This is a genomic window from Brucella haematophila, from assembly GCF_005938105.1.
In the GTDB taxonomy this organism is placed as follows: domain Bacteria; phylum Pseudomonadota; class Alphaproteobacteria; order Rhizobiales; family Rhizobiaceae; genus Brucella; species Brucella haematophila.
The window spans coordinates 48570-73890 of record NZ_VCPE01000010.1; the positions used below are offsets into that span (position 1 = coordinate 48570).

The window sequence follows — 25321 nt, forward strand, 5'->3', positions numbered from 1 at the left end:
TAGCAATGGCTCAGCTTTCCATCAAAAATCTCGTCAAGCGCTACGGCAATGTCGGCGTGGTGCATGGCATCAATCTCGAAATCGCGGACAAGGAGTTCGTGGCGCTGGTCGGTCCGTCCGGCTGCGGCAAGTCCACGACGCTGCGCATGATCGCGGGTCTGGAATCCATCACCGACGGCACGCTGGAAATCGGCGGCAGGCAAGTCAACGATCTGCCGCCGCGTGACCGCAACATCTCGATGGTGTTCCAGTCCTATGCGCTTTATCCGCATATGTCGGTGCGCGAGAACATGGGTTTCTCGCTGAAGATCGCCAAGCAGCCGCAGGCGGAAATCGACCGTCGCGTCAATGAAGCCTCGGCCATTCTGGGTCTCGAAGCGTTGATGGAACGCCGCCCGGCGCAGCTCTCCGGCGGCCAGCGCCAGCGCGTCGCCATGGGTCGCGCCATTGTGCGCAATCCGGAAGTGTTCCTGTTCGACGAACCCCTGTCGAACCTCGACGCCAAGCTGCGCACCCAGATGCGCACTGAAATCAAGAAGCTGCATGCCAAGGTGCAGTCAACGGTCGTTTACGTGACGCATGATCAGGTCGAAGCCATGACACTGGCCGACCGCATCGTCATCATGCGCGATGGCCATATCGAGCAGGCCGGAACCCCTGATGAAGTCTTCAAGCGCCCGGCAACGCAGTTTGTTGCCGGTTTCATCGGCTCCCCGCCAATGAATATGGGCGAAGCGACGGTGACGGGTGACGATCTGGTCTTTGCCAATGGCGACCGCTTGCCGCTGCCTGCCCAGTTCCGGGGCAAGGCCAAGGATGGCACCAAGGTGACATTCGGCCTGCGTCCGGATGATATCTTCCCGAAAGGTCACGGCATTTCCACCAGTGACGCCGTGCACGAAAAAGACATGCGCGTGTCGATCACCGAGCCGCTCGGCAATGAAACGCTGGTCTTCGTGGAATTCGCAGGCAAAGAGTGGGTAGCGCGCATGCTGAACCCGCGTCACCTGCAACCGGGCGAAACCATCACCATGCAACTCGATCTGTCGCAGGCGCATCTTTTCGATGCGGCAAGCGGCAAGACTTTGGCCCAGAATGGGGCCCAGAACGGGGCGGCTTAATCATGGCGCGTATTGAAAAAGTTGAACTGCGCATGGTCGACCTTCCACCGAAGGTCAAGCGCACCGACGCGATCCAGAGCTTCGTCAGCCAGGAAACACCGATTGTTACCATCACCGACAGCGACGGTGCGGTCGGCACGGGCTACAGCTATACGATCGGCACCGGCGGTTCGTCCGTCATGCGCCTGTTGAACGACCATCTCGTGCCACTGATCATCGGCGAGGACGCCGATTGCATCGAAGCCATCTGGCGCAAGCTGGAATTCGCAACCCATGCCACGACCATCGGCCCGATCACCGCGCTGGCGCTGGCCGCAGTCGATACTGCGCTTTGGGATCTGCGCGCCAAGAAGCAGGGCCTGCCGCTCTGGAAGCTCGCAGGCGGCGCCAAGGAAAGCTGCCCGCTCTACACGACAGAAGGCGGCTGGCTGCATATCGAGAAGGAAGCGCTGGTCGAGGATGCGTTGCAGGCCAAGGCCAAGGGCTTCACCGGCTCGAAGGTCAAGATCGGCAAGCCGCACGGTTCTGAAGATTATGCGCGCCTGTCCGCAGTGCGCGCGGCGCTGGGCGACGGCTTCGAAATCATGACCGATTGCAATCAGGGCTTTACGGTGGACGAAGCCATTCGTCGCGCCGAGCGTCTGAAGGAGCTTGATCTGGCATGGATCGAGGAGCCGCTTCCGGCAGACGATCTCGACGGTCATATCCGCCTGACGCGCTCCACCCCGACGCCGATTGCGGTGGGCGAATCCATCTATTCGATCCGCCATTTCCGCGAATATATGCAGAAGGGCGCTTGCTCCATCGTTCAGGTGGATGTGGCGCGCATCGGCGGCATCACGCCTTGGCTGAAAGTCGCCCATGCGGCTGAAACATTCGACATTCCGGTGTGTCCGCACTTCCTGATGGAGCTGCATGTCAGCCTCGTCTGCGCGGTGCAGAACGGTCGCTATGTCGAATATATTCCGCAGCTCGATGACCTCACCACCAAAGGCATGGAAATCCGCGACGGTCGCGCCATTGCACCGTCCGAGCCGGGTATTGGCATCGCGTGGGATTGGGACGCCGTGCGCGCCCGGTCGATTTCGGAATTCACCCGCGAGATCACGGAGGCGGCATGACGTCTCCCGCAAAACAGCGCATGGGCATGGTGATTGGCCTCAATGCGGAGAAGATCGCAGAATATAAGAAGCTGCACGCTGCCGTGTGGCCGGAAATTCTTGCGCTCATCTCGGAATGCAAGATCACCAATTATACGATCTTTCTCAAAGAGCCGGAAAACCTGTTGTTCGGCACATGGGAATATGTCGGCACCGACTTTGAGGCCGACATGAAGAAGATGGCCGATAACCCGAAAAATCAGGAATGGTGGTCCGTCTGCATGCCATGCCAGAAACCACTCGAAACCCGCAAAGAGGGCGAGTGGTGGGCAATGATGGAAGAGGTGTTCCATCATGACTGAGGCTTTCGATCCAAAGCGGCTGCGTCAGTGGTGGGCCAAGCCGTCCAAGCCGAAGCCCATCGTGATCTTCGGCGCGGGCAGCATTGTCGGTGACGCGCATCTGCCTGCCTATAAGAAGGGCGGCTTTCCGGTTGCCGGCATTTTTGATCCCAATCTGGACAAGGCTAAAGAATTAGCCGACCAGTGGGGCATCAAGGCTTTTGCCAGCGCTGAGGAAGCGCTTGCCCTCGAAGGCGCGATCTTCGATCTGGCAACGCCACCGTCAGCCCATGCAGCGATCCTGTCGCAATTGCCGGAAGGTGCGGCTGTTCTGATCCAGAAGCCGATGGGCAGCGACCTTGCCGCCGCAACGGAAATCCTGAAAGTCTGCCGCGCGCGCAATCTGAAAGCAGCGGTGAATTTCCAGCTGCGTTTCGCGCCGATGATGCTCGCGCTTTACGACGCTGTCGATAAGGGCCTGCTTGGCGAAGTTGTGGATTTCGACGCATGGCTGGCGCTTGCCACGCCATGGGGTCTGTGGCCGTTCCTGAAAGGTCTGCCGCGCATCGAGATTGCCATGCATTCGATCCATTATCTGGATTTCATTCGCGGTCTGCTCGGCAATCCGCTCGGTGTTCACGCCAAGACCATCGGTCATCCGAACCATGAAGTGGCCCAGACCCGCACCGCTGCAATCCTCGATTATGGCGACCGCGTCCGTTGTGCTCTGTCGGTCAATCATGACCATGATTTCGGCCGCAAGTTTCAGGCCTGCGAGTTCCGCATCTGCGGCGCGCAAGGTGCGGCCTATGTGAAACTGGGCGTCAATCTCGATTATCCGCGCGGCGAGCCGGACGAGCTTTGGATCAAGCCCAAGGGCGGTGATGACTGGGTTTCCGTGCCGCTCGAAGGGGCCTGGTTCCCGGACGCATTCCTCAATCGTATGGCGCAGTTGCAGCGTTTCGCGACAGGCGAAGATGCTGAACTGGTTGGTTCCGTCGAAGATGCCTGGCATACCATGGCGCTTGTCGAGGCCGCCTATCAGTCGAGCGCTGCGCCCGCCACGCCGCTTGCCGCAAAACCGGAGGTCTGATCATGGCCGAACAGAAAATCTACTACGAAGACTATGAAATGAATCATGTGCGCCTCACCACGGGCCGCACCATCACCGAAACCGATTTCGTGGTTCATGCCGGGCATACGGGCGACTTCTTCCCGCATCATATGGATGCGGAATTTGCCAAGACATTGCCGGGCGGCCAGCGCATTGCGCATGGCACCATGATTTTTGCCATCGGCGTCGGCCTCACGGCGACGCTGATCAACCCGGTTGCTTTTTCCTATGGTTATGATCGTCTGCGGTTTATTCGTCCGGTGCATATCGGCGATACGATCCGCACACGGGTGACGATCGCTGCCCGGGAAGACGATCCGAAGCGCGCCACTATGGGACGCGTGACGGAACGCTGCGAAGTGCTTAATCAGCGGGATGAAGTGGTGCTTGCTTGCGATCACATCCTGCTTGTCGAACGGAAGGCTTGAAAATGACGATACGCTTTGATGGAAAAACCGCGCTGGTGACAGCCGCAGCTCAGGGGATTGGCCGCGCCAGCGCGCTGGCTTTCGCGGAAGCGGGTGCCAAGGTCTATGCGACCGACATCAACACCGATGCCCTCAAGGAAATCGAGGGTGTCAACGGCATCATCACCCGCAAGCTCAACGTGCTTGACGAGGCTGAGGTGAACGCGCTTGTAGCCGAGATCGGCCAGGTGGACATCCTGTTCAATTGCGCAGGCGTCGTGCATGGCGGCTCCATTCTTGAAATGAAGGATGAAGACCTCGACTTCGCCGTCAATCTCAACGTCAAGGCGATGATCCGCACCATCCGCGCCGTGCTGCCGGGCATGCTGGAACGCAAGGACGGCGCCATCGTCAACATGGCTTCCGTCGCGTCGAGCGTGAAGGGCGTGCCGAACCGTTTCGCCTATGGCGTCACCAAGGCTGCCGTTATCGGTCTCACCAAGGCCGTCGCTGCCGATTACGTCGCCAAGGGCATCCGCTGCAACGCGATCTGCCCCGGCACGGTCGAAAGCCCGTCCTTGCAGGATCGTCTGCGTTCGCAGGGCGATTATGAAGAACAGCGCGCGGCGTTCATCGCCCGTCAGCCGATTGGCCGCATCGGTCAGCCGGAAGAAATCGCTGATCTCGCCGTGTATCTCGCCGGTGCGACCTACACCACTGGCCAGGCGTACAATATCGATGGCGGCTGGACGATTTAGTCCTAGCGCCCTCTCTTTTCATCCCCCCAAAGGAGTAAACTCATGAAATTTCTTCGTTACGGTGAAGCCGGTCAGGAAAAGCCGGGCATTCTCGATGCCGATGGTGCGATCCGCGATCTTTCCGCGCATGTAAGCGACCTTTCCGGTGCGGCTCTGGCCCCCGATGCGCTGGCTAAGCTTGGCGCTGTCGACGTCAATTCGCTGCCGAAGGTTGAAGGCAATCCGCGCCTTGGTCCCTGCGTTGCAGGCACCGGCAAGTTCATCTGCATCGGCCTCAACTATGCCGACCACGCCGCAGAATCCGGCATGGCTGTGCCGCCGGAGCCGGTTATCTTCATGAAGGCCACCTCGGCCATCGTTGGTCCGAATGACGACGTTCTCATCCCGCGCGGCTCGGAAAAGACCGACTGGGAAGTTGAACTCGGCATCGTCATCGGTAAGACGGCGAAATACGTTTCGGAAGATGATGCGCTGGACTACGTTGCTGGCTACTGCACGCTGCATGACGTTTCCGAACGCGCTTTCCAGATCGAGCGCTCCGGTCAGTGGACCAAGGGCAAGTCCTGCGACACGTTCGGCCCGACCGGCCCCTGGCTGGTGACGAAGGACGAAGTCGCCGACCCGCAGAACCTGAAAATGTGGCTCACCCTCAATGGTGAAACCATGCAGGACGGCTCGACCAAGACCATGGTCTACGGCGTTCGCTACCTCGTTTCCTATCTCTCGCAGTTCATGTCCCTGCAGCCGGGCGACATCATCTCCACCGGTACGCCTCCCGGCGTCGGCATGGGCATGAAGCCGCCTCGCTACCTGAAGGCTGGCGATGTCGTCGAACTCGGCATTGAAGGCCTTGGCACGCAGAAGCAGAACGTGCGCGCTGACATCTAGGTGTTTGTTTATGCATGATCCCAAGACCATTCCCATGTTTTGGGATCATGCCCTGATCACGGATATATCATGACGAAAATCACTGACCTGCGCGTCTTCGACCTGCGTTTCCCGACTTCGCAAAGTCTGGACGGCTCGGATGCCATGAACCCGGACCCGGATTATTCGGCGGCCTATGTCATCCTCGATACGGATGATGCGTCGCTGAAGGGCCACGGCCTCACCTTCACCATCGGACGCGGCAACGACATTTGCTGTCAGGCGATTCTCGCCATGCGCCATCTGGTCGTGGGTTCCTCGATGGATGATTTCCTCGCGGCCCCCGGCAAGTTCTGGCGCTACCTGACCGGCGATAGCCAGCTGCGCTGGATCGGCCCGGACAAGGGCGCGATGCACCTCGCCACCGGCGCTGTTGTCAACGCCTTCTGGGACCTGGCTGCAAAGCAGGCAGGCAAGCCGGTATGGCGGCTCGTGGCCGATATGTCGCCGGAAGAAATTGCCGATATCGTCGATTATCGCTATCTCACCGATGCGCTGACGCGTGACGAAGCCCTCGCGATCCTCCGCAAGGCGGAAGCTGGCAAGGCAGAGCGTATCGCCACGCTCGAAGCGGAAGGCTATGCCTGCTACACGACGTCGGCTGGCTGGCTTGGCTATGACGACGACAAGCTGCGCCGTCTTTGCCAGGAAGCCATCGATGAAGGTTTCGACCACGTCAAGATGAAGGTCGGCCGCGATCTCGAAGATGATATCCGTCGCCTGACCATTGCGCGCGAAGTGATCGGTCCCGACCGTTATCTGATGATCGACGCCAATCAGGTCTGGGAAGTCGATCAGGCCATCGAATGGGTCAACAAGCTGGCCTTCTCGAAGCCGTTCTTCATTGAAGAGCCGACCAGCCCGGACGATGTTGCGGGCCATCGCAAGATTCGCCAGGCCATTGGTGACGTGAAGGTTGCGACTGGCGAAATGTGCCAGAACCGCATCATGTTCAAGCAGTTCATAGCGGAAGGCGCCATCGACATCGTTCAGATCGATAGCTGCCGCATGGGCGGCCTGAACGAAGTTCTGGCCGTGCTGCTGATGGCTGCGAAGTTCGGCAAGCCGGTCTGGCCGCATGCGGGCGGCGTTGGTCTGTGCGAATATGTGCAGCATCTGTCGATGATCGACTATGTGGCCGTTTCGGGCACCAAGGAAGGCCGTGTGATCGAATATGTCGATCATCTGCACGAGCATTTCATCGACCCATGCGTGATCAAGGACGCAGCCTATATGCCGCCGTCGCTGCCGGGCTTCTCGATCGAGATGAAGCCGCAGTCGATTGCGGAATACACATTCAAGGGCTGAACCGGCATCCGCCCTGTGTAGAATACGAAAACGCCGCGCTGAGAAGCGCGGCGTTTTTATTTCGTCTCCTAGAGAAAACGGATCATCAACGCGCCAGTGAGCAGCAATACGGCTCCCACGACGCGTCCAGCGGTGATCTCCCGCACCGCAACGCCCATGAAGCCGATGCGGTCGGCGAGCAATCCCGCCATCAGCTGACCGGCCACGGCAAGGCCCATCACGGCTGCCGCGCCAATACGCGGTGTCAGCAGAATTGATGCGGTGACATAAATGCAGCCGAGCGCACCGCCCGCAACAAACAGCCAGCCTGCCGGCACATTGAATGTGGGAAGGTTGCCGGTCGCCTTTGCCGTGATGGTCGAGACGATGGCAAGAATAACTGCGCCAGCAAGAAACGAAATTGCGGCGGCGGTCGGTGGGGAACCAAGTCCACGCGCAAGTGCTGCGTTGATCGGTGCCTGAATGGCAATGCAGGCACCCGAAAGAATGCCGAACAAAGTCCACAGCATAGAATATCCTCTCCTGGGTTTCCCGTTTTACCGTCGGCTAGCCGCCAATGTTTCATCAGTGGTCCCCGACCATCCGATGAAAAGAGCAACGGGTAAGAATGCGCTAAAATGCTATCGCATAAAGCGGTGACAATTTATGATCACTTTTCAGGGAAAATTTGCCAAATCAAAGAGATGAATGGTGCTGCGAGAGAGGATTGAACTCTCGACCTCTCCATTACCAATGGAGTGCTCTACCACTGAGCTACCGCAGCATTCTCTTGAGTGCGGCGGACTTCTGACACATCATTACGCAAATCGCAAGCGACCAAATGCATTTCTTTTCACATAATGTGGAAATCTGCGTATAGCTGCGCATCAAGCCGCTTTTCTGGCGCTTTTTCTCGTAGTAAACACGGCTTATGAGTGAAAAACCGATCAATCAGGAACGACAAAACCAGCTGGACCGTCAAAAGAAGCGGCTGGCCGATCAGCTGCGCGCGAATCTGATGCGCCGCAAGGAACAGTCGCGTTCACGACGCTCCGGAGAGGCAGATGAGCGCAATGACGGCATTTCCACTGCTGGCAAAGAAACCGAATAGGCCTTTCTTGAAGAGAGACGTCGGCTAAGGTAAAAGCGCATCTCTGTTCTTGGTTGCCATTGTCGTTCGAAAGCGATTCGCGTTTGAACGTAATTCCGCCGCAAGACTCGTCATTTTGTCAGTATCGCCGCCGCGCCGTTCAGGCAGCAGCAACAGCACATCCCGAAAAGGGTGAACCGGTTTTCGGGCAAGATGTGCTTAAAAACAAACAGTTGGAATGCTGATCCGATTATCCCGATCGAAACGCGTTCCAACGGCTTCAAATCGATTACCGGGGGCAAGCCCCGGCCCAGAAGGGGAAACAGCATGGATCGCATCAAAATCGTCGGCGGTAATAAGCTGAATGGAATCATTCCGATCTCGGGCGCAAAAAATGCCGCTTTGCCCTTGATGATCGCTTCTCTCCTGACCGACGATACGCTGACGCTCGAAAATGTGCCGCATCTGGCCGATGTCGAGCAGCTGATCCGCATCCTCAGCAATCATGGCGTCGATTATTCGGTCAATGGCCGCCGCGAGCATCAGAACGGCGCCTATTCCCGCACCATCCATTTCACGGCCCGCAACATCGTCGATACAACTGCGCCTTATGAGCTTGTCTCGAAAATGCGCGCAAGCTTCTGGGTGATTGGCCCGCTTCTGGCGCGTATGGGCGAAGCAACCGTGTCGCTGCCGGGCGGCTGCGCCATTGGTACGCGCCCGGTCGATCTGCTGCTCGATTGCCTTCAGGCGCTGGGTGCCGAAATCGACATCGAAAACGGCTATGCCAAGGCGTGTGCGCCGAAGGGCGGGCTTGTCGGTGGCCGCTATCGCTTCCCGAAAGTTTCGGTCGGCGCAACGCATGTCATGCTGATGGCCGCTGTTCTCGCCAAGGGCGAAACGATCATCGAAAACCCGGCGCGTGAGCCGGAAGTCGTCAATCTTGCCGACTGCCTCAATGCAATGGGCGCGAAGATCACGGGCGCCGGCACCGGCACGATCCACGTGCAGGGCGTGACCAGCCTTTCCGGCGCGCGCGTTCGCGTTATTCCTGACCGCATCGAAACCGGCACCTATGCAATGGCTGTCGCCATGACCGGCGGTGACGTGCTGCTCGAAGGCGCGCAGGAAAGCCTGCTCTCGTCGGCGCTCGACACGCTGCGTCAGGCCGGTGCGGAAATCACCGAGACCAATAGCGGCCTGCGCGTTGTGCGCAACGGCCATGGTATTCATCCGGTCGATGTTACGACCGATCCGTTCCCGGGCTTCCCGACCGACCTTCAGGCGCAGTTCATGGGCCTGATGACCAAGGCCAAGGGCACGTCGCACATCACCGAGACGATCTTTGAAAACCGTTTCATGCATGTGCAGGAACTGGCGCGTCTTGGCGCGAAGATTTCGCTGTCTGGCCAGACCGCGACCGTTGAGGGCGTGGAACGCCTCAAGGGCGCTCAGGTCATGGCAACCGATCTGCGCGCATCGGTCTCGCTGGTTATTGCCGGTCTTGCCGCCGAAGGCGAAACCGTCGTCAACCGCGTCTATCATCTGGATCGCGGGTTCGAGCGTCTCGAAGAAAAGCTTTCGCGTTGCGGCGCGAATGTCGAACGCATCAGTGGATAATCGGCAAGGGCCGGAACTTAAATCAGGTTCCGGCTTTTTCATTCTGGCACGCTGATTGATCACAGGCTTGAAAAGCCTGTCGATTTTTTTCTGCCGACATGCAAAGTTATTGGGCAAAGTTGTCTCAAACTATTGAGCAAAGTTGCTTCGTGAACCACCCGTGTCGCCGATCTGGATGCGATGTTGGGCGGTTGTTTTGAACATGACAGGAAGTCGGTGCGGACCATGGATATGTTGAAGCTTGTGGCGTTGGATGAAGAGGATTTGCAGGTCCTGTCCGCCCATCTTCAGGACGCGGTTCTCAAAGTCTCCGACCTCCAATATGTCGCCAGGGAACAACGCTTCGTTCTGACGGCGAACCGCTTCGTCTGGGAAGAGGCGCGCCCGAAATTCCTGCGCAAGCCGCAATATCAGCGCCGCCGCGCCGCTTTGCATTTCAACCGCGTCACCGCCGCCAAGGCCACTGGCATTGACCGTCAGAAACAGGACGACGTCCTGTCGCTGCTGACCATCGGTTTTGTCCCCGGCGAAGCGCCGGCGGGCACAATAGAACTGACATTCTCGGCAAATGCCGCTATCCGTCTTTCGGTGGAATGCATCGAAGCGCAGCTGACGGATCTGGGTGCGGCCTGGGAAACGGAATCGCTCCCGCGTCACGGCGTATGAGATGAATCTTCCATGCATCGCGTCTGCTGTCACGCGGACGGTTGCTCTTATCTGGACTATTTAAAGGAATACAAGCGTGGTCACGACGCTCAGACAAACCGATCCGAACTTCGAACAGCAATTCGCGGCCTTCCTGTCCGGCAAGCGCGAAGTTTCGGCCGATGTAGACCGCGCAGCCCGCGAAATTGTTGAGCGCGTGCGCCGCGAAGGCGATGCGGCGCTGATCGATTATTCGCGCCGTTTTGACCGCATCGATCTGGAAAAGACTGGCATTGCCGTCACGGAAGCTGAAATCGATGCGGCTTTCGAGGTTGCACCCGCATCCACCGTCGAGGCGCTGAAACTGGCGCATGAGCGGATTGAGCGCCACCATGCACGGCAGTTGCCGCAGGATGACCGTTACACCGATGCGCTCGGCGTAGAACTTGGCTCGCGCTGGACGGCAATCGAGGCGGTCGGCCTTTATGTGCCGGGCGGCACGGCGAGCTATCCAAGCTCCGTCCTGATGAATGCCGTGCCTGCCAAGGTGGCAGGGGTCGAGCGCATCGTCATGGTTGTTCCAGCACCTGACGGTATTCTCAATCCGCTGGTGCTGGTTGCTGCGCGTCTGGCAGGCGTTTCGGAAATCTATCGCGTTGGCGGCGCACAGGCTGTTGCGGCGCTTGCCTATGGCACGGAAAGCATCAAGCCGGTCGCCAAGATTGTCGGCCCCGGCAATGCCTATGTCGCGGCGGCCAAGCGCATTGTGTTCGGTGTCGTCGGTATCGATATGATCGCCGGCCCGTCGGAAGTTCTGGTGATTGCCGACAAGGACAACAATCCGGATTGGATTGCTGCCGATCTGCTGGCGCAGGCAGAGCATGATACCGCCGCGCAATCCATTCTCATGACCAATGACGAAGCGCTGGCGAAGGATGTGGAAGCGGCAGTCGAGCGTCAGTTGCTGACGCTGCCGCGCGCCCAGACTGCTACCGCAAGCTGGCGCGATTTCGGCGCGGTCATTCTGGTCGAGGATTTCGAGGCGGCGATTCCGCTCGCCAACCGTATTGCTGCCGAACATCTGGAAATCGCCGTTGCTGATCCGGAAGCGCTGCTGCCGAAAATCCGCAATGCCGGTTCCATCTTCATCGGCGCGCACACGCCGGAAGTGATCGGCGATTATGTCGGCGGCTGCAATCACGTGCTGCCGACGGCGCGCTCGGCCCGGTTCTCGTCGGGCCTGAACGTGCTTGATTACATGAAGCGCACCTCGCTTCTGAAGCTCGGTCCGGATCAGTTGCGGGTTCTTGGCCCTGCTGCCATCGAAATCGCGCGTGCCGAAGGTCTTGACGCACACGCCAAATCCGTCGCCATCCGGCTCAATCTATGAGGCATCATGACCGCTGGCGTTCCCAATGCCCGTCTTGTTGATGTCGAACTCGATGAATCCATCGGGCGGTCGACGCCTGACGTCGAGCATGAACGCGCGGTCGCGATTTTCGATCTGATCGAAGAGAATTCCTTTCACCCGATTGGCGACGAGACCGGCGGTCCCTACAGGCTGAAACTCTCGCTGATGGAAACGCGGCTGATCTTTGCCATCAGCCGTGAAAGCGGGGACGATGTGGCGACGCATATATTGTCGCTCACGCCGCTGCGCCGCGTGGTGCGCGATTATTTTCTGGTTTGCGAAAGCTATTATCAGGCGATCCGCTCGGCCACGCCAAGCAAGATCGAAGCCATCGATATGGGGCGACGCGGGCTGCATAATGAAGGGTCGCAAACCTTGCAGGCGCGGCTGAAGGGCAAGATCGAAGTCGATTTCGACACGGCGCGGCGACTGTTCACGCTTGTCTGCGTGCTGCATTGGCGAGGTTGAGCCTGCATGGTCGCTGTTGATGTCGTGAGCGCGCAGGATGATGGAGAGGGCGATGTGGGCCCGAAACAGAAACTGCCGTCATCCCTGCTTTTCGTCTGCGGCAAGAACGCGATCCGCTCGCCAATGGCCGAACTTCTTGCAAGAAAGCTGCTGCCACCCAATATATATGTGGCTTCCGCAGGTGTGAAACGGGGCGAACGCGATCCTTTCGTGGATGCCGTGCTTTCGGAAGAGGGGCTTTCGCTCGACGACCGCCAGCCGCGGGGCATTGAAGAACTGGCCGACGGCTATTTCGATCTCATCGTAACGCTGACACCGCTTGCCCACCACACGGTGCTGGAGCGCATGCGCGGTTTCTCCGTGGATGTGGAATATTGGCCGACGCCGGACCCTACGCTGGTCACCGGCAGCCGCGAGCAGATCATGAATGCTTATCGCGATGTGCGGGATCGGTTGAAGACGCAGATTTTGCAGCGTTTCAGCCCGAAATAAGTTCACGGAATTCCGTTGTTCACAAATGCCGCCTAATCATATAGGTTCCGGCCAAATTTAGGATTAGAGTCCATTTTCGGACGCTTTTTATCGAAGAAAGAAACAGGTATCGCATGGCGAAAGAAGAAGTCCTCGAATTTCCGGGTGTTGTTACGGAACTGCTGCCGAATGCAATGTTCCGCGTGAAGCTCGAAAACGAACATGAAATCATCGCTCATACGGCTGGCCGTATGCGCAAGAACCGCATCCGCGTTCTGGCTGGTGACAAGGTTCTGGTCGAAATGACCCCTTATGATCTGACCAAGGGTCGCATCACCTACCGCTTCAAGTAAGCTTATCACGCACGGGCAGCCGTTTCGGGGGTGTTCTTGACGACAGTTGCGCAACACAAGCTGGTTCTGGCTTCCGGGTCTCCTCGCAGGATTGAACTGCTGGGGCAGGCCGGTATCGAGCCGGATCATATCCAGCCTGCCGACATAGACGAGACGCCGCAGCGTAGCGAGCATCCACGCTCGCTGGCGCGCCGTCTGTCGCGTGAAAAGGCGGAAGCGGCGCTGGCGCAGCTGAAGAGCGACGCCAATTTTGCCAAACCCTTCCTGCTCGCGGCCGATACGGTCGTCGCGGTTGGGCGGCGCATTCTGCCCAAGGCGGAAACCGCCGATGAGGCGCGTGAATGCTTACGTCTTCTGTCGGGCCGCACCCATAAGGTCTTCACGGGCGTCTGCCTCATCTTGCCGAACGGCAATCTGCGCCAGACCCTGGTGGAAACGCGCCTGCGCTTCGAGCGCCTGTCGCGCCAGCAGATTGACGCCTATCTCTCTTCGGGGGAATGGCGCGGCAAGGCTGGCGGCTACGCCATACAGGGCCTTGCAGGCAGCTTTGTCGTCAAACTGGTTGGCTCCTACAGCAATGTAGTCGGCCTGCCGCTCCAGGAAACTGTAAGCCTGCTGGCTGACGGTGATTATCCGGTCTATGCCAACTGGAGCACCGGAAAAGTTTAAGGTTAAAGCCATGAACGGCAAGAAGGACATATCCGCAGCAGCAGGCGCCCGCGTGACGCCGCTGCGCCCGACACGCCCTTGCCCGGAATGCGGCAAGCCTTCGGTGCGTGACAGTTATCCTTTCTGTTCGCCGCGCTGCAAAAGCATCGATCTCAATCGCTGGCTTTCGGGAAGCTATGTCATCCCCGGCAAGCCTCTGGGCGAAGAGGACGAGGGTGAGAATTAGGCTTTTTGACGCTTTTTCTCTTGTGAAATCAATTCATTAGAGAAACTGTGAGAAAAGCGCATAAAAAATGCGATACGGTGCTGGACAGCGCGAAATTTAATGCTATAACCCACCCACTTCCGGCGGACACCAACACCGCCACACGGCAAGACCAAGCGCTTGCTACAGGATGCCCGGATAGCTCAGTTGGTAGAGCAGCGGATTGAAAATCCGCGTGTCGGTGGTTCGAATCCGCCTCCGGGCACCACTTCTTCTCCAAGAAAAAATGCTGCATGACTGGCGTTGATATTTGCGCAATGCGCTTGCTCGTTCCGCTTTTTCGCATCGGTCGCTTCTGTGCTCCCTTGCGCTGATTGCTGGCAGTTCGCTATGTGAGAATATCGCGCATACAATTGTGAGCTATCGTTCGAAGAACGAAGCGGCTTTCAAACAGGATGTGCTTAAACGGGAAGATATGGGCGTTTGCTCGCGCCGTTCGGGCGGGGCGCGTTTCGGGGTCTCAGGAGGGAGTTTTCATGCGTTGGCTGTTCGGTGCCGTTTTATTCCTGATGCCCTCTCTGGCCCACGCTGAGGCCGATCAGGACCGTATCTCTTATGTCTGCGACCATGACAATGTCATCGATGTTTTCACGTCGCCTGACGATCCTGACCATATCCGATTGAGCGCCTTTAGCCGCGACCGTCTTCTTGAAAAGGTACCATCCGCTTCCGGTAGCAAGTTTGCGGGCGAGGGCTATGAAATCGCGTTCGAGACTTTGACGAAAATCGCGATCACCTCTCAAGGCGTTACATATCAGTGCGTTATGGATTCGGTGGAGTAGGCGCCCACAGCCATGTCGCTGCATTCAGCAGCGCATCGAAAACGACGAGCCGAAGCTATTTCAGTAGTCTGATTTTGATTGGACGTGTTCCGATCTGAAGTCGGATAAGCAAAAAAGCGAAGCCCGATCTGTCGATCAGTCTATCTTGAAATCTTCGCTAAATGCTTGAAAAGAAATGGCGCACCCGAAAGGATTCGAACCTCTGACCCCCAGATTCGTAGTCTGGTGCTCTATCCAGCTGAGCTACGGGTGCTTGCCTTTGTGCCGCTCGCTGCGGCGATGGGCGGTTGATAATCGGACCCATTACTAAATGCAAGCGTCTTCTGAGAAAAAAATGCCGTTATGTGAATATTTCTTGTCAAAGCCCGGTTTTCCGGGCTTCTCCACCGTTGTTTTCCCTGGGGTTTTTCCCCAGTCAGGCGGTTTCCTCCCGCCGCGTCTGTTCTCTTTCACGCTGCGCGGGCAAATCAGGCAGGCGAATCTCGAAATGCGCGCCGATTGGGCGGTCTTCCCGAAGCTCGATACTGCCGCCATGGGCGCGGATCAGCTCCTGCGCGATGGCGAGGCCCAGTCCGGTGCCATCGCTGCGTGTCGAGCCCTTGAATGCCGTGAAGAGGTTATCGCGCGCCTTTTGCGGCAGGCCCGGGCCCGTATCCTCGACGCCGATGACAGCTGTGGTGCCGATTCGTCCGGATGAGAGCGTCAGGCGCTTTACAGCCGCAGCGCCGCCGGTATCGTCGCGCTCCATCGCCTGCACGGAATTGCGGCACAGATTGCTGAGCACGCGGAATAGCTGCTCCGAATCGACGTTCAGTTCGAAATCGTCTGGAATGCGATTGTCGAACTCGATGCCGCTCTCGCTTTCCAGATTGAGGCTTTCCTGCACATCCGTGACGATGGCGTGCAGGTTGACACGGCGCGGCCTTGGCGGCGCTTCCTGCGAGCGCCCATAAGCGATGACGCTTTCCGAATAGCTGATCGCACGGCTGAGCGTGCGGATGAGCTTGGGCGCGAAACGCTTCACCATCGGGTCCTTGGCGTCCGCCAGATGGTCGGACATCAATTGCGCGGAGGCCAGAATGTTGCGCATGTCGTGATTGATCTTCGACACGGCAAGCCCAAGATCGGCAAGATGCTTCTGTTCCTTCAGCGTGCGCTGCAAATCGCTCTGGATGTGGGAAATCTGCCGCTGGGCGATGCCGAACTCGTCCTTGCGGTTTTCCGGCACCAGAATGAGCGCCGGATTGTCCGGCGTCGTTGCAAAGTCGATCATGTTGCGATGCATGATGCGCACCGGGCGCAGCAGCATTTCATGAATAATGAGATAGATCAGGCTGGCGGCGATGACGGATATAATCAGTGAGATCACGGCCACGTTGCGGGCATAAAGCAGTATGGCGCGCCGCATGGGCGCATCGGAAGTGACGATTTCAATCACCCGACCGGGCGCGCTTGTCGGCGACACCGAACCATAGATGCGCAGCGTTCGGTCTCCGCCGGAGAAAAGTGTGCTGAAGGCGTCCCATATAGAGGCGGCTTCACTGACATTGTCGAGGTCGATGACCTGATCGATCTTGCCAGGAATTTCCGACATGGCAAGGAGGCGAGAAGCGCCGGCTTCACGCAGCGCAATCGCCTTGGTGCCGGTGACGAGCAGAACCTTGTCCTGAATGGCGCGCGGGACATCCATATTCGCGCTGGCTGCCAGCACTTCGCTGACCGCGCCCACCGTATCGAGGCGCGATGTCAGCCAGCGCAGGCGCATATTGGCGATGGACGGCACGAAAATCAGAACTTCCGCCACGAGAACGGCGAGCACGATCAGCAGAAGCAGTTTGCTGGAAAGACGGTTCTGCCAGCGCAGACGCGTGAATTGCGCAGGCGATGTGCGATCGTCCGCGTTTGTGCCCTGAGCGGCGGTTTCCATCGGAATGTCGCCCGGATCTATGGTCTTTTCAACAACCGCCATAACCTGATTCCAAATAGACGGCGTCTGGGGCTGTTGGCCGATGCAGCGCGTCCGATATGCCCCGATATGCCCAATATGCCTGTGAGTCTCGAGACTGCAATAAATATAGCTTCCTATATATGGTGGCGGAGCAGATTTCCAACAGGCATTATTGTATCGATTGAATTGAGCTGGCGACAGATTGCCAGCAAGGATTACGGAAATTTAATTCGACCTTCATGAGAGGCGATGCAAAAAAGCAATATGGGGAAGTGTTAGCTATTTCTCCATCGAATCTCTGTCATGGGCAGGCGGTAACCATTGTGTCGAATGGTTGCCGCAAATGGTCAGACATTCGACGTGTCGAGCAAAAAAGTATATTTTTCAAAAGACAGGACCTGTCGGGCAGCGATGGGACGGGTTCTGCCGGAGAGCTGAATGAAATCGTGGAAGCAGATTGTCGTCTGCCTGCTTATTGTTCTGGCCGCTGCGGGCGGCTGGTACGCCTATAAACAGAAAAATGCAGCGCCGGAGAACGCCGCTGCTGGCGCCGATGCGCCCCGCACTCAGCAATCCGCTGCCAGATCCGGAGCGAGGGCGCCGCTGGTCGTCGTCGAACCGGCAAGCGAAGAAACCATCAATAATCGTCTGACCGCCATCGGCTCCGCGCGTGCGCTCAGCACTGTGTCGATCACGCCTTATTCCAGCGGCTATATGAACAAGCTTTTCGTCAAGGCCGGCGACACCGTCAAGGCGGGCGATGCAATTGCAGAACTTGATTCCGACACCGAGACGATTGCCGTCGCCAAGGCTGAAACGGCTCTGAAAGATGCCGAGACAACCCGCCAGCGTATCGAACGCCTGAGAGCCACGAACACGGCAACCGGCGTTCAGGCCGTTGAAGCCGAACTGGGTGTCGCCAATGCGCAGCTTGCATTGAAGGATGCGCAGCTTGCCTTGAGCCGCCGCACGGTGCGCTCGCCGATTTCCGGCGTGGTCGGTATTCTGCCCGTCAATGCGGGCAACTATGTCACGGCCCAGACCTCCATTGCGCGCGTGGATGACCGCTCCAAGATGCTGGTCGATATCTGGGTTCCCGAACGTTTTGCACCGCAGATCAAGGTGGGCCAGCCGCTGACAGCGGCAACAACCGCTTTTCCGGGTGAAACCCACAAGGGTGCGATCAATGCCGTTGACAATATGATCGACGAGGCAAGCCGCACCTTGCATGTGCGGGCCGAGGTCGACAATTCGGAAGACCGTTTGCGCGCAGGCATGTCGTTCTATGTCACGGTGCTTTTCCCCGGCAGCCGTTTTCCATCCGTCGATCCGCTGGCGATCCAGTGGGGCGCTGACGGCTCTTACATCTGGCGTATCGAAGAGGGTCTGGCGAAGAAGGTCGCTGTGCGGGTCGTGCAGCGCAATGCCACCAGCATTCTTCTGGATGGTCCCATCAAGCAGGGCGATATGATCGTCACGCAAGGGGTCCAGACCGTTCGTGATGAAGCACCCGTTCGCGTGATGGACGAGCAGGGCACAGCCCGCGCCGATCCCGCGGCTGCAAAACCTGTAGCCGGTTGAGGGGGCGCTGGTGAGCAGTCATAAATCATCATCCGCCGAGCGCGGCGGCTCGACGGCGCTTTTCATTCGTCGCCCGGTCTTCGCTTTCGTCATCAATGTTCTGATTGTCGTGGCAGGTCTTGCTGCTTTCACCGGCGTCGATATTCGCGAATTGCCCGATGTTGATCGTCCGGTTGTCACGATCAGCACGGATTTCAGCGGCGCGTCCGCCGAAACCATCGACCGTCAGCTGACGCAGGTGCTGGAAAACGCCGTTGCGCGCGTGTCCGGCGTCAAGTCGATTTCCTCGACATCGTCCTTTGAACGCAGCCGTGTGACGGTCGAATTCAACGACGGTGTCGATCTCAATGTTGCCGCCGCCGATATGCGCGATGCGATTTCACGCGTTGCCAATACGGTGCCGGAAGAAGCCGATCCATCCCGCATCATCAAGGCGGATTCGAATGCTGATCCCGTCATGCGACTGGCTGTGACATCGGACACCATGTCCGTGGACGACATGACCGTGCTGATCGAAGACCAGATTCAGGACGTGCTGTCGGCTGTGCCCGGCGTGGCCGATGTGCAGATCAACGGCGACCGCGCCAAGATTTTCCGCATCGACATCAATCAGGCGCGCCTTGCAAGCTACGGGCTGACGCTGGCCGATGTGGCGACTGCGCTCAATTCCATGGGGCTGGATGCGCCAGCGGGATCGCTGCGCAGTTCCGATCAGGCCATCGTGGTGCGTGCGACGGCCAATCTGGAAAAGCCCGAAGATTTCGAGAATGTCTATATCAAGGGCCGCACGCAGATCCGTGATGTCGCCACTGTGACGCTTGGGCCGGATGTCGAAAGTTCGGCAGTGCGCTCCAATGGCAAGATGGCCATCGGTCTGGGCATTGTGCGTCAGGCGCAGTCCAACACGCTCGATATTTCGCAGGGCGTCCGCGCTGCTGTTGCCAATCTTCAGCAAACCCTGCCGCCAGGGGTCAACATCACCGTTACCAGCGATGATGCAAGCTTCATCAACGGCGCTATCCATGAAGTCGAGATCGCGCTGATCGCCTCGGTGATCATCGTGGTGGCGATCATCTTCATGTTCCTGTGGGATATTCGCGCCACGCTCATTCCGGCATTGTCCATGCCAGTGGCACTGATCGGCACCGTCGCGGCAATCTATCTTGCCGGCTTTTCCATCAACATTCTGACATTGCTGGCGCTGGTGCTTGCCACCGGCCTTGTGGTCGATGACGCCATCGTGGTGCTGGAAAATGTCGTGCGACGGCGCAATCAGGGCATGGGTCCGCGCGCCGCTGCCGTTTTGGGCACGCAGGAAGTGTTCTTTGCCGTCATCGCGACGACGCTGACGCTGGCTGCCGTGTTCGTACCGATTTCGTTTTTGCCGGGGCAGGCGGGCGGGTTGTTCCGCGAGTTCGGCTTCGTGCTGGCGATTGCTGTTTTGTTGTCGTCGGTGGTGGCGCTGACGCTTTGCCCGATGCTGGCCTCGCGCTTTCTGAAAGAAGGCAGCGGCGAGACGGAAGGCGCGCATGGTCCGCTTTTCCTGCGCCGTATTGGCGGCGGGCTTGCAAGTTTCTATCGCAAGACCCTTCATGCCTGTCTTGCCGCGCCATGGGTCGTTGTGCTGGTTGCACTGCTTTTCGGCGGTGTATCGGTTGCCGTCTTTGGCACGATCCGTCAGGAACTGACGCCGTCGGAAGACCGTGCCGTGGCGGTGCTGCGTATCAACGGCCCGCAGGGCATCAGCATTGACTTCCTGCAATCGCAGCTCAACAAGATCGAGGAGGCAATCCAGCCATTGCGCGACGATGGCGAGATTGTCACCACCTATGCCATTGCCGGTTCCGGCGGCTCTTCCAATAATGGTTTCATGGTGCTGACGCTTGCGCCATGGAAGGAGCGTCACCGCAGCCAGCAGGAGATCATGGCGGATATCACCAAGCGGGTGCAGAACATTACCGCCGTGCGCATTTTCTCGACGCAGCCGAACAGTCTCGGTATTCGCGGCGCCGGTAACGGACTGCAATTCGCCATTGTCGGCAGTGATTACGCCAAGCTTCAGCCTGCCGCGCAGGCCGTTGTGGCCGCGCTGGAAAAAGATCCGCGCTTTGTGCAGCCACGCCTTTCGGTGGAGCCGACACAACCGCAGCTTTCCGTCGAGATCAACCGTGAGCGCGCCTCCGATCTTGGCATCGACATTACTGGGCTCGCCAATGCCGTGCAGTCGGTGCTGGACGGGCGCAAGATCGGCTCGGTCTATGTGGGCGACCGCAGTTTCGACGTGAAATTCGTCGCGACCACCAATCCGATCAACGACCCGACCGATCTGGAAAACATCTTCATGAAAGCGGCGGACGGTCGCTATGTACCGATGTCGTCCATCGCGACCGTCGTTGAAAAGGCGGTGCCGCCGCAGCTTGATCGTGAAACGCGCCAGCGTTCGGTGGCCATCACCACCGGCCTGCGGGCAGACTTTGCGCTCGGCAATGCCTTCACCGCAGCACAGGAAATCGCCGCGCCGCTTCTGCCGCTGGGCAGCCATATCATTCCGCTGGCCGAAGCCTCGACGCTCAGCGAAACCTCCAGCGGTCTTGCCATGGTGTTCGGCTTTGCCATCATCATCATTCTGCTGGTGCTGGCGGCGCAGTTTGAAAGCTTCGTGAGTGCGCTGATCGTCATGGCGACGGTACCGCTCGGTCTTGGCTGCGCTGTCATCGCGATGATGCTGACCGGCACCAGCCTCAATGTCTATAGCCAGATCGGCCTTGTGCTGCTGGTCGGCATCATGGCCAAGAACGGCATTCTGATCGTCGAATTTGCTGATCAGTTGCGCGACAAGGGGCTGAGCGTGCGCGAGGCGGTGGAGGAAGCATCCAATATCCGCCTGCGTCCGGTCTGTATGACGATGATCTGCGCCGTGCTTGGCGGTGTACCGCTGATACTGGCCAGCGGGGCCGGGGCGGAAGCCCGCGTGGCGCTCGGCTGGGTGATCGTTGGCGGTCTTGGCCTTGCAACCATTGCCACGCTGTATGTGACGCCGGTGGCCTATCTGCTGCTCGGACGCTTCACCAAGCCAAAGGTCGAGGAAGAAGCGCGTTTGCAACGCGAGCTTGTTCGGGCTGTGGCTCTGGAAGAAAAATTCAAGTAACATAATGGATAGACAAACAAAAACCCGGAAGCGTGCTTCCGGGTTTTTTCATATTGAGAGTGCGATGATTACTTCTTCATCGCATCGGTCACCTTGGCGGTCCATGCGCCTTCGGGCTTCTTGGTGATGACCGGATCGGACCCGCCACCAAGCAGCGTTTCAACCGTGCGGTCGGCAGCGGCAACATCGAGTGTGCCGTCCGAGCCGTCGATCAGCTTGGCGATTTCCTTGACCATGCGCTCCTGAACTTCCTTCTTCTGCGCACCGGAAGAATCATTGTCGAGAATGACGTCGGCGGCTTCGTCAGGATGTTCGGATGCATATTGCCAGCCCTTCATCGAAGCGCGGACAAAGCGTGCCAGCTTGTCGACCATGGCCGGATCATCAAGGCTCTTCTCAAGCACATAGAGCCCGTCTTCCAGTGTCGCCACGCCCTGTTCTTCATAAGGGAAGACGACGAGCTGGTCGGCCGGAATACCGGCATCGATCACCTGCCAATATTCATTATAGGTCATGGTCGAGATGCAGTCGGCCTGCTTCTGGATCAGCGGATCGACATTGAAGCCCTGCTTCAGAACGGTAACGCCATCCTTGCCGCCGGTGGTCGGGATTTTCAGATGGTTCATCCAGGACAGGAACGGATATTCATTGCCGCCGAACCAGACGCCCAGCGTGCGGCCCTTGAAATCTTCCGGCTTGGTGATGCCGGTTTCCTTGCGGCAGGTCAGCATCATGCCCGACTTCTTGAAAGGCTGGGCGATGTTGACCAGCGGAACGCCCTTTTCGCGGGTGGCGAGCGCCGACGGCATCCAGTCGACCACCACATCCGCACCGCCACCGGCGATCACCTGTGGTGGCGCAACGTCCGGACCGCCCGGCTTGATCTCGACATCGAGCTTTTCTTCATCATAGAAACCCTTGTCCTTGGCCACGTAATAGCCCGCGAACTGGCCCTGCGTGACCCATTTGAGCTGCAAGGTCAGCTTGTCTGCGGCCATGGCCGTCGTGCTCATGAGTGCGAGAGCAAGTCCGGCTGTTGCGAGGCCTATGGATAGTGCCTTCTTCATGCTTGGTTCTCCTCTGGTTGACGGTCCCGCCTTATGTTGGCGGATACCGGATCTGCTTACATTTACGCATTTCCCGCAAAAGCATTTCGCGCTTTTGCGGGAAAGGCTTCACCCCCGCCTGTAAGAAGGGTGCCAGAATGTCACTTTGCGCTCGATCAGCGCGATCAGCCCGTAAGAGAGCGATCCCGCAAGGGCGGCGACGAAAATTTCGGCCCAGACCATGTCCACATTCATGCGGCCGATCTCGGCCGAAATGCGGAAGCCCATGCCGACAATCGGCGTACCGAAGAATTCGGCCACGATAGCGCCAATCAGCGCAAGCGTGGAATTGATCTTCAGCGCGTTGAAGATGAAGGGCATGGCGGCGGGCAGGCGCAGCTTCACCAGCGTCTGCCAGTAATTGGAGCCATAGGTCTCCATCAGGTCGCGTTCCATTGATCCTGTGCTGGCAAGGCCTGCGACCGTATTCACCAGCATGGGGAAGAAGGTCATGATGATGACGACGGCAGCCTTTGACTCCCAGCCGAAACCGAACCACATCACCATGATCGGCGCGACGCCGACGATGGGCAGCGCTGCCGCCAGATTGCCGAGCGGCAACAGGCCCTTGCGCAGGAAGGGGATGCGGTCTGCAACGATGGCCGTGATGAAGCCAAGCCCGCAACCGGCGACATAACCGATGATGACCGCCTTCATGAAGGTCTGGCGAAAATCCGCCCAGAGGATCGGCACGGAATCGACGATCCGCGCCCAGATGGCGGAAGGTGCCGGCAGCAGCACTTGCGGTATGGCAAACAGCCGGACGGCTGCTTCCCACAGCACCAGCATGGCGATGCCGAACAGGGCAGGGACCGCGATGTCGAGGAGTTTTTGGCCTTGCGGGGTGCGGGCCTTGAGGCTGGAAACCCAGCCCACAATCACCCACGACACCGCAATGATGGCGATCAGGGAGAGGATGCCTGTCGTCATGCCGTCGCCCTTTCCGGCTTCGCGCCCATGCGGCTGTTGACGATGCGCGCCACCAGCCCGACCAATGCCACCAAGACGCCGGCCATGACGGCAGCGGCGATGAGTGCCGCCCAGATCTGCACCGTCTGCCCGTAATAGGAGCCGGCGAGCAAGCGCGCGCCAAGTCCGGCGACAGCGCCGGTCGGCAATTCGCCGACGATTGCGCCAACAAGGCTGATGGCGACGGCAATCTGCATCGATGTGAAGAGAAACGGCATGGCCGCGGGCCAGCGCAGCTTCCAGAATACCTGCGCCCGTGACGCATTATAGGTGCGCATGAGGTCGAGATGCATGACATCCGGCGACCGCAGCCCCTTCACCATGCCAACGGCAACGGGGAAGAAGGACAGATAGGTCGATATGAAGGCTTTCGGCAGCAGGCCCGATATGCCGATGGCGTTCAGCACCACGATGATCATCGGCGCGATGGCGAGGATCGGGATCGTCTGCGAGGTGATGATCCACGGCATCAGGCTTCTGTCGAGCGTGCGCGAATGGACGATGCCGACCGCCAGCGCAATGCCAAGAAGCGAACCGAGTGCAAAGCCGAGCAGCGTCGAGGAAAGCGTGACCCAGCCGTGATAGACGAGGCTGCGCTTGGAGCTTGGCTTGACTTCGAAGACGGTCTTCCAGATTTCCTGCGCCACCTGATGCGGCGCGGGCAGAACGGGGCGCTCCTGGCTCATCGTATTGGCGACGAGCGTGGAAAACGAAATCTCGGTTCCGGCGCGCTCAGCCTGATCGCGTTCGAAGGGCGCGTTCAGAAACATCGCCAGCCCATACCAGAGCGCCACGAACACGGCGAGAACCGTCGTCACGGGAATGAATTTGTCGTGCAGGAAGGCCTTCATCTTCGGCCTCGTATGATAAAATATGGGCTGCGAGCTTTACTCATGAATATGCCCCAGCCGCAGGCCTTCGCGCACGCGATGGGCGATTTTCAGGAAAGCTTCCGATTCACGAATATCCAGCGTCCGGTCCGGCCCAAGATCGCAATCGATGATTTCGTGAATGCGGCCCGGACGCGGGCTCATCACAACGATCTTGGTGGAAAGAAACACGGCTTCCGGGATCGAATGGGTGACGAAGATCACCGTCTTACGCGTCGCCGCCCAGAGTTTCAGAAGCTGTTCATTGAGGTGGTCGCGCACGATTTCATCAAGCGCGCCGAAGGGTTCGTCCATCAGCAACATGTCGGGGTCAAACGACAGCGCGCGTGCAATGGAAGCGCGCTGCTGCATGCCGCCGGAAAGCTGCCATGGGAACTTTTTGCCAAAGCCGGTCAGATTGACGAGCGCGAGGTTCTTTTCGATCCGCTCCTGACGCTCCGTCCGGGAATAGCCCATGATTTCCAGCGGCAGGCTGATATTGTCCTCTATCGTGCGCCATGGAAACAGGGCTGCTGCCTGAAACACATAGCCATAGGACCGGTCGAGACGCGCATTGGCGGGCGTCTTGCCGTTGACCGTGACCGAGCCGGAAGTTGGCTGTTCGAGATCGGCGACCACACGCATCAGCGTGGTCTTGCCACAACCCGAAGGACCGATAAAGGAAACGAACTCGCCACGTTGAATGGCGAGATTGATATTGGACAGCGCATGGACCGGCCCGTCATTGGTCTCGAAAATCAATGACAGATCCTTGATGTCGATCACCGTCTGCGCATCACTCAAGCCCCTCTCCGGGGCCATGCTGTCATTCACATTCATGCGCGGTTCCCGAAGCTGAGCCAGAGCCATG

At 58.6% G+C, this 25321-nt stretch carries 26 protein-coding genes and 3 tRNA genes; 21 read left to right on the plus strand and 8 right to left on the minus strand.

Annotated features, from left to right (window positions below; genetic code table 11):
• Window positions 1–5: 5 nt before the first annotated feature.
• The 8 genes from FGI60_RS15450 to FGI60_RS15485 all read left to right on the plus strand — a co-directional run bounded on the left by FGI60_RS15450 (window position 6) and on the right by FGI60_RS15485 (window position 7076).
• Window positions 6–1121: an ABC transporter ATP-binding protein gene (locus tag FGI60_RS15450; RefSeq protein ID WP_138785958.1), complete on the plus strand. Its 1116-nt coding sequence runs from the start codon at window positions 6–8 to the stop codon at window positions 1119–1121.
• A 2-nt stretch (window positions 1122–1123) separates the two neighbouring features.
• Window positions 1124–2242 (plus strand): mandelate racemase/muconate lactonizing enzyme family protein, encoded by a 1119-nt coding sequence (locus tag FGI60_RS15455; protein WP_138785959.1) that lies wholly within the window; start codon window positions 1124–1126, stop codon window positions 2240–2242.
• Complete coding sequence (locus tag FGI60_RS15460; protein ID WP_138785960.1) at window positions 2239–2583, plus strand: L-rhamnose mutarotase; 345 nt, start codon at window positions 2239–2241, stop codon at window positions 2581–2583. The genes FGI60_RS15455 and FGI60_RS15460 overlap by 4 nt, the downstream gene beginning before the upstream one ends.
• Window positions 2576–3655, plus strand: a complete 1080-nt coding sequence (locus FGI60_RS15465) for a Gfo/Idh/MocA family protein (RefSeq protein ID WP_138785961.1) — start codon at window positions 2576–2578, stop codon at window positions 3653–3655. The genes FGI60_RS15460 and FGI60_RS15465 overlap by 8 nt, the downstream gene beginning before the upstream one ends.
• A 2-nt stretch (window positions 3656–3657) precedes the next feature.
• Window positions 3658–4104, plus strand: a complete 447-nt coding sequence (locus FGI60_RS15470) for a MaoC/PaaZ C-terminal domain-containing protein (protein ID WP_138785962.1) — start codon at window positions 3658–3660, stop codon at window positions 4102–4104.
• 2 nt (window positions 4105–4106) lie between these two features.
• A complete protein-coding gene (locus tag FGI60_RS15475; RefSeq protein ID WP_121537202.1) occupies window positions 4107–4841 on the plus strand; it encodes an SDR family oxidoreductase in 735 nt (244 codons plus the stop codon).
• A gap of 42 nt (window positions 4842–4883) precedes the next feature.
• Window positions 4884–5729 (plus strand): fumarylacetoacetate hydrolase family protein, encoded by an 846-nt coding sequence (locus FGI60_RS15480; RefSeq protein WP_138785963.1) that lies wholly within the window; start codon window positions 4884–4886, stop codon window positions 5727–5729.
• Window positions 5730–5798: 69 nt separating this feature from the next.
• On the plus strand, window positions 5799–7076 hold the full coding sequence (locus FGI60_RS15485) for an L-fuconate dehydratase (RefSeq protein ID WP_078337862.1): 1278 nt from the start codon (window positions 5799–5801) through the stop codon (window positions 7074–7076).
• A gap of 68 nt (window positions 7077–7144) precedes the next feature.
• On the opposite strand, the gene FGI60_RS15490 is transcribed toward FGI60_RS15485, so the two are convergent.
• Both FGI60_RS15490 and FGI60_RS15495 read right to left on the minus strand, forming a co-directional pair.
• A complete protein-coding gene (locus tag FGI60_RS15490) occupies window positions 7145–7585 on the minus strand; it encodes a DMT family transporter (RefSeq protein ID WP_138785964.1) in 441 nt (146 codons plus the stop codon).
• A 179-nt stretch (window positions 7586–7764) separates the two neighbouring features.
• A tRNA-Thr gene (locus tag FGI60_RS15495) sits at window positions 7765–7839 on the minus strand.
• Between the two features lie 147 nt (window positions 7840–7986).
• Between FGI60_RS15495 and FGI60_RS15500 the strand changes: the two genes are divergently transcribed.
• The 11 genes from FGI60_RS15500 to FGI60_RS15550 all read left to right on the plus strand — a co-directional run bounded on the left by FGI60_RS15500 (window position 7987) and on the right by FGI60_RS15550 (window position 14829).
• Window positions 7987–8166 (plus strand): hypothetical protein, encoded by a 180-nt coding sequence (locus FGI60_RS15500; RefSeq protein ID WP_078337864.1) that lies wholly within the window; start codon window positions 7987–7989, stop codon window positions 8164–8166.
• Between the two features lie 306 nt (window positions 8167–8472).
• Window positions 8473–9765, plus strand: coding sequence for a UDP-N-acetylglucosamine 1-carboxyvinyltransferase (gene murA / locus FGI60_RS15505; protein ID WP_138785965.1), 1293 nt, complete (start codon window positions 8473–8475; stop codon window positions 9763–9765).
• 225 nt (window positions 9766–9990) lie between these two features.
• Window positions 9991–10431 carry a DUF2948 family protein gene (locus tag FGI60_RS15510; RefSeq protein WP_138785966.1) on the plus strand — a complete coding sequence of 147 codons (441 nt, stop codon included), beginning with the start codon at window positions 9991–9993 and terminating at the stop codon, window positions 10429–10431.
• A gap of 76 nt (window positions 10432–10507) precedes the next feature.
• On the plus strand, window positions 10508–11800 hold the full coding sequence (hisD, locus tag FGI60_RS15515) for a histidinol dehydrogenase (RefSeq protein WP_138785967.1): 1293 nt from the start codon (window positions 10508–10510) through the stop codon (window positions 11798–11800).
• Window positions 11801–11806: 6 nt separating this feature from the next.
• On the plus strand, window positions 11807–12289 hold the full coding sequence (locus tag FGI60_RS15520; RefSeq protein ID WP_078337869.1) for a UPF0262 family protein: 483 nt from the start codon (window positions 11807–11809) through the stop codon (window positions 12287–12289).
• 6 nt (window positions 12290–12295) lie between these two features.
• Complete coding sequence (locus FGI60_RS15525) at window positions 12296–12781, plus strand: arsenate-mycothiol transferase ArsC (RefSeq protein ID WP_078337870.1); 486 nt, start codon at window positions 12296–12298, stop codon at window positions 12779–12781.
• A gap of 113 nt (window positions 12782–12894) precedes the next feature.
• On the plus strand, window positions 12895–13113 hold the full coding sequence (gene infA, locus FGI60_RS15530; RefSeq protein WP_002965531.1) for a translation initiation factor IF-1: 219 nt from the start codon (window positions 12895–12897) through the stop codon (window positions 13111–13113).
• Window positions 13114–13149: 36 nt separating this feature from the next.
• Window positions 13150–13782: a Maf-like protein gene (locus tag FGI60_RS15535; protein ID WP_078338109.1), complete on the plus strand. Its 633-nt coding sequence runs from the start codon at window positions 13150–13152 to the stop codon at window positions 13780–13782.
• Window positions 13783–13792: 10 nt separating this feature from the next.
• On the plus strand, window positions 13793–14008 hold the full coding sequence (gene yacG / locus FGI60_RS15540) for a DNA gyrase inhibitor YacG (RefSeq protein WP_138785968.1): 216 nt from the start codon (window positions 13793–13795) through the stop codon (window positions 14006–14008).
• Window positions 14009–14179: 171 nt separating this feature from the next.
• A tRNA-Phe gene (locus tag FGI60_RS15545) sits at window positions 14180–14255 on the plus strand.
• Between the two features lie 268 nt (window positions 14256–14523).
• The gene (locus FGI60_RS15550; protein ID WP_138785969.1) at window positions 14524–14829 is read left to right on the plus strand and encodes a hypothetical protein; all 306 of its coding nucleotides are present in this window, start codon (window positions 14524–14526) and stop codon (window positions 14827–14829) included.
• A 176-nt stretch (window positions 14830–15005) separates the two neighbouring features.
• Here FGI60_RS15550 and FGI60_RS15555 read toward each other — a convergent pair.
• Both FGI60_RS15555 and FGI60_RS15560 read right to left on the minus strand, forming a co-directional pair.
• Window positions 15006–15082, minus strand: a tRNA-Arg gene (locus FGI60_RS15555).
• A 162-nt stretch (window positions 15083–15244) separates the two neighbouring features.
• The gene (locus tag FGI60_RS15560; RefSeq protein WP_138785970.1) at window positions 15245–16798 is read right to left on the minus strand and encodes a sensor histidine kinase; all 1554 of its coding nucleotides are present in this window, start codon (window positions 16796–16798) and stop codon (window positions 15245–15247) included.
• Between the two features lie 417 nt (window positions 16799–17215).
• Between FGI60_RS15560 and FGI60_RS15565 the strand changes: the two genes are divergently transcribed.
• Complete coding sequence (locus FGI60_RS15565) at window positions 17216–18358, plus strand: efflux RND transporter periplasmic adaptor subunit (protein ID WP_138785971.1); 1143 nt, start codon at window positions 17216–17218, stop codon at window positions 18356–18358.
• Window positions 18359–18368: 10 nt separating this feature from the next.
• The gene (locus FGI60_RS15570; RefSeq protein WP_138785972.1) at window positions 18369–21506 is read left to right on the plus strand and encodes an efflux RND transporter permease subunit; all 3138 of its coding nucleotides are present in this window, start codon (window positions 18369–18371) and stop codon (window positions 21504–21506) included.
• 68 nt (window positions 21507–21574) lie between these two features.
• Here the strand turns inward: FGI60_RS15570 and FGI60_RS15575 are convergent, their stop codons facing one another.
• The 4 genes from FGI60_RS15575 to FGI60_RS15590 form a co-directional block, all read right to left on the minus strand.
• Window positions 21575–22573: an ABC transporter substrate-binding protein gene (locus FGI60_RS15575; protein WP_078337876.1), complete on the minus strand. Its 999-nt coding sequence runs from the start codon at window positions 22571–22573 to the stop codon at window positions 21575–21577.
• A 108-nt stretch (window positions 22574–22681) separates the two neighbouring features.
• Window positions 22682–23542 (minus strand): ABC transporter permease, encoded by an 861-nt coding sequence (locus FGI60_RS15580; RefSeq protein WP_138785973.1) that lies wholly within the window; start codon window positions 23540–23542, stop codon window positions 22682–22684.
• Window positions 23539–24432 carry an ABC transporter permease gene (locus FGI60_RS15585; RefSeq protein WP_138785974.1) on the minus strand — a complete coding sequence of 298 codons (894 nt, stop codon included), beginning with the start codon at window positions 24430–24432 and terminating at the stop codon, window positions 23539–23541. Before FGI60_RS15585 ends, FGI60_RS15580 begins: the two co-directional genes overlap by 4 nt.
• Before the next feature lie 36 nt (window positions 24433–24468).
• On the minus strand, window positions 24469–25320 hold the full coding sequence (locus FGI60_RS15590) for an ABC transporter ATP-binding protein (protein ID WP_374843933.1): 852 nt from the start codon (window positions 25318–25320) through the stop codon (window positions 24469–24471).
• Window position 25321: the final 1 nt, after the last annotated feature.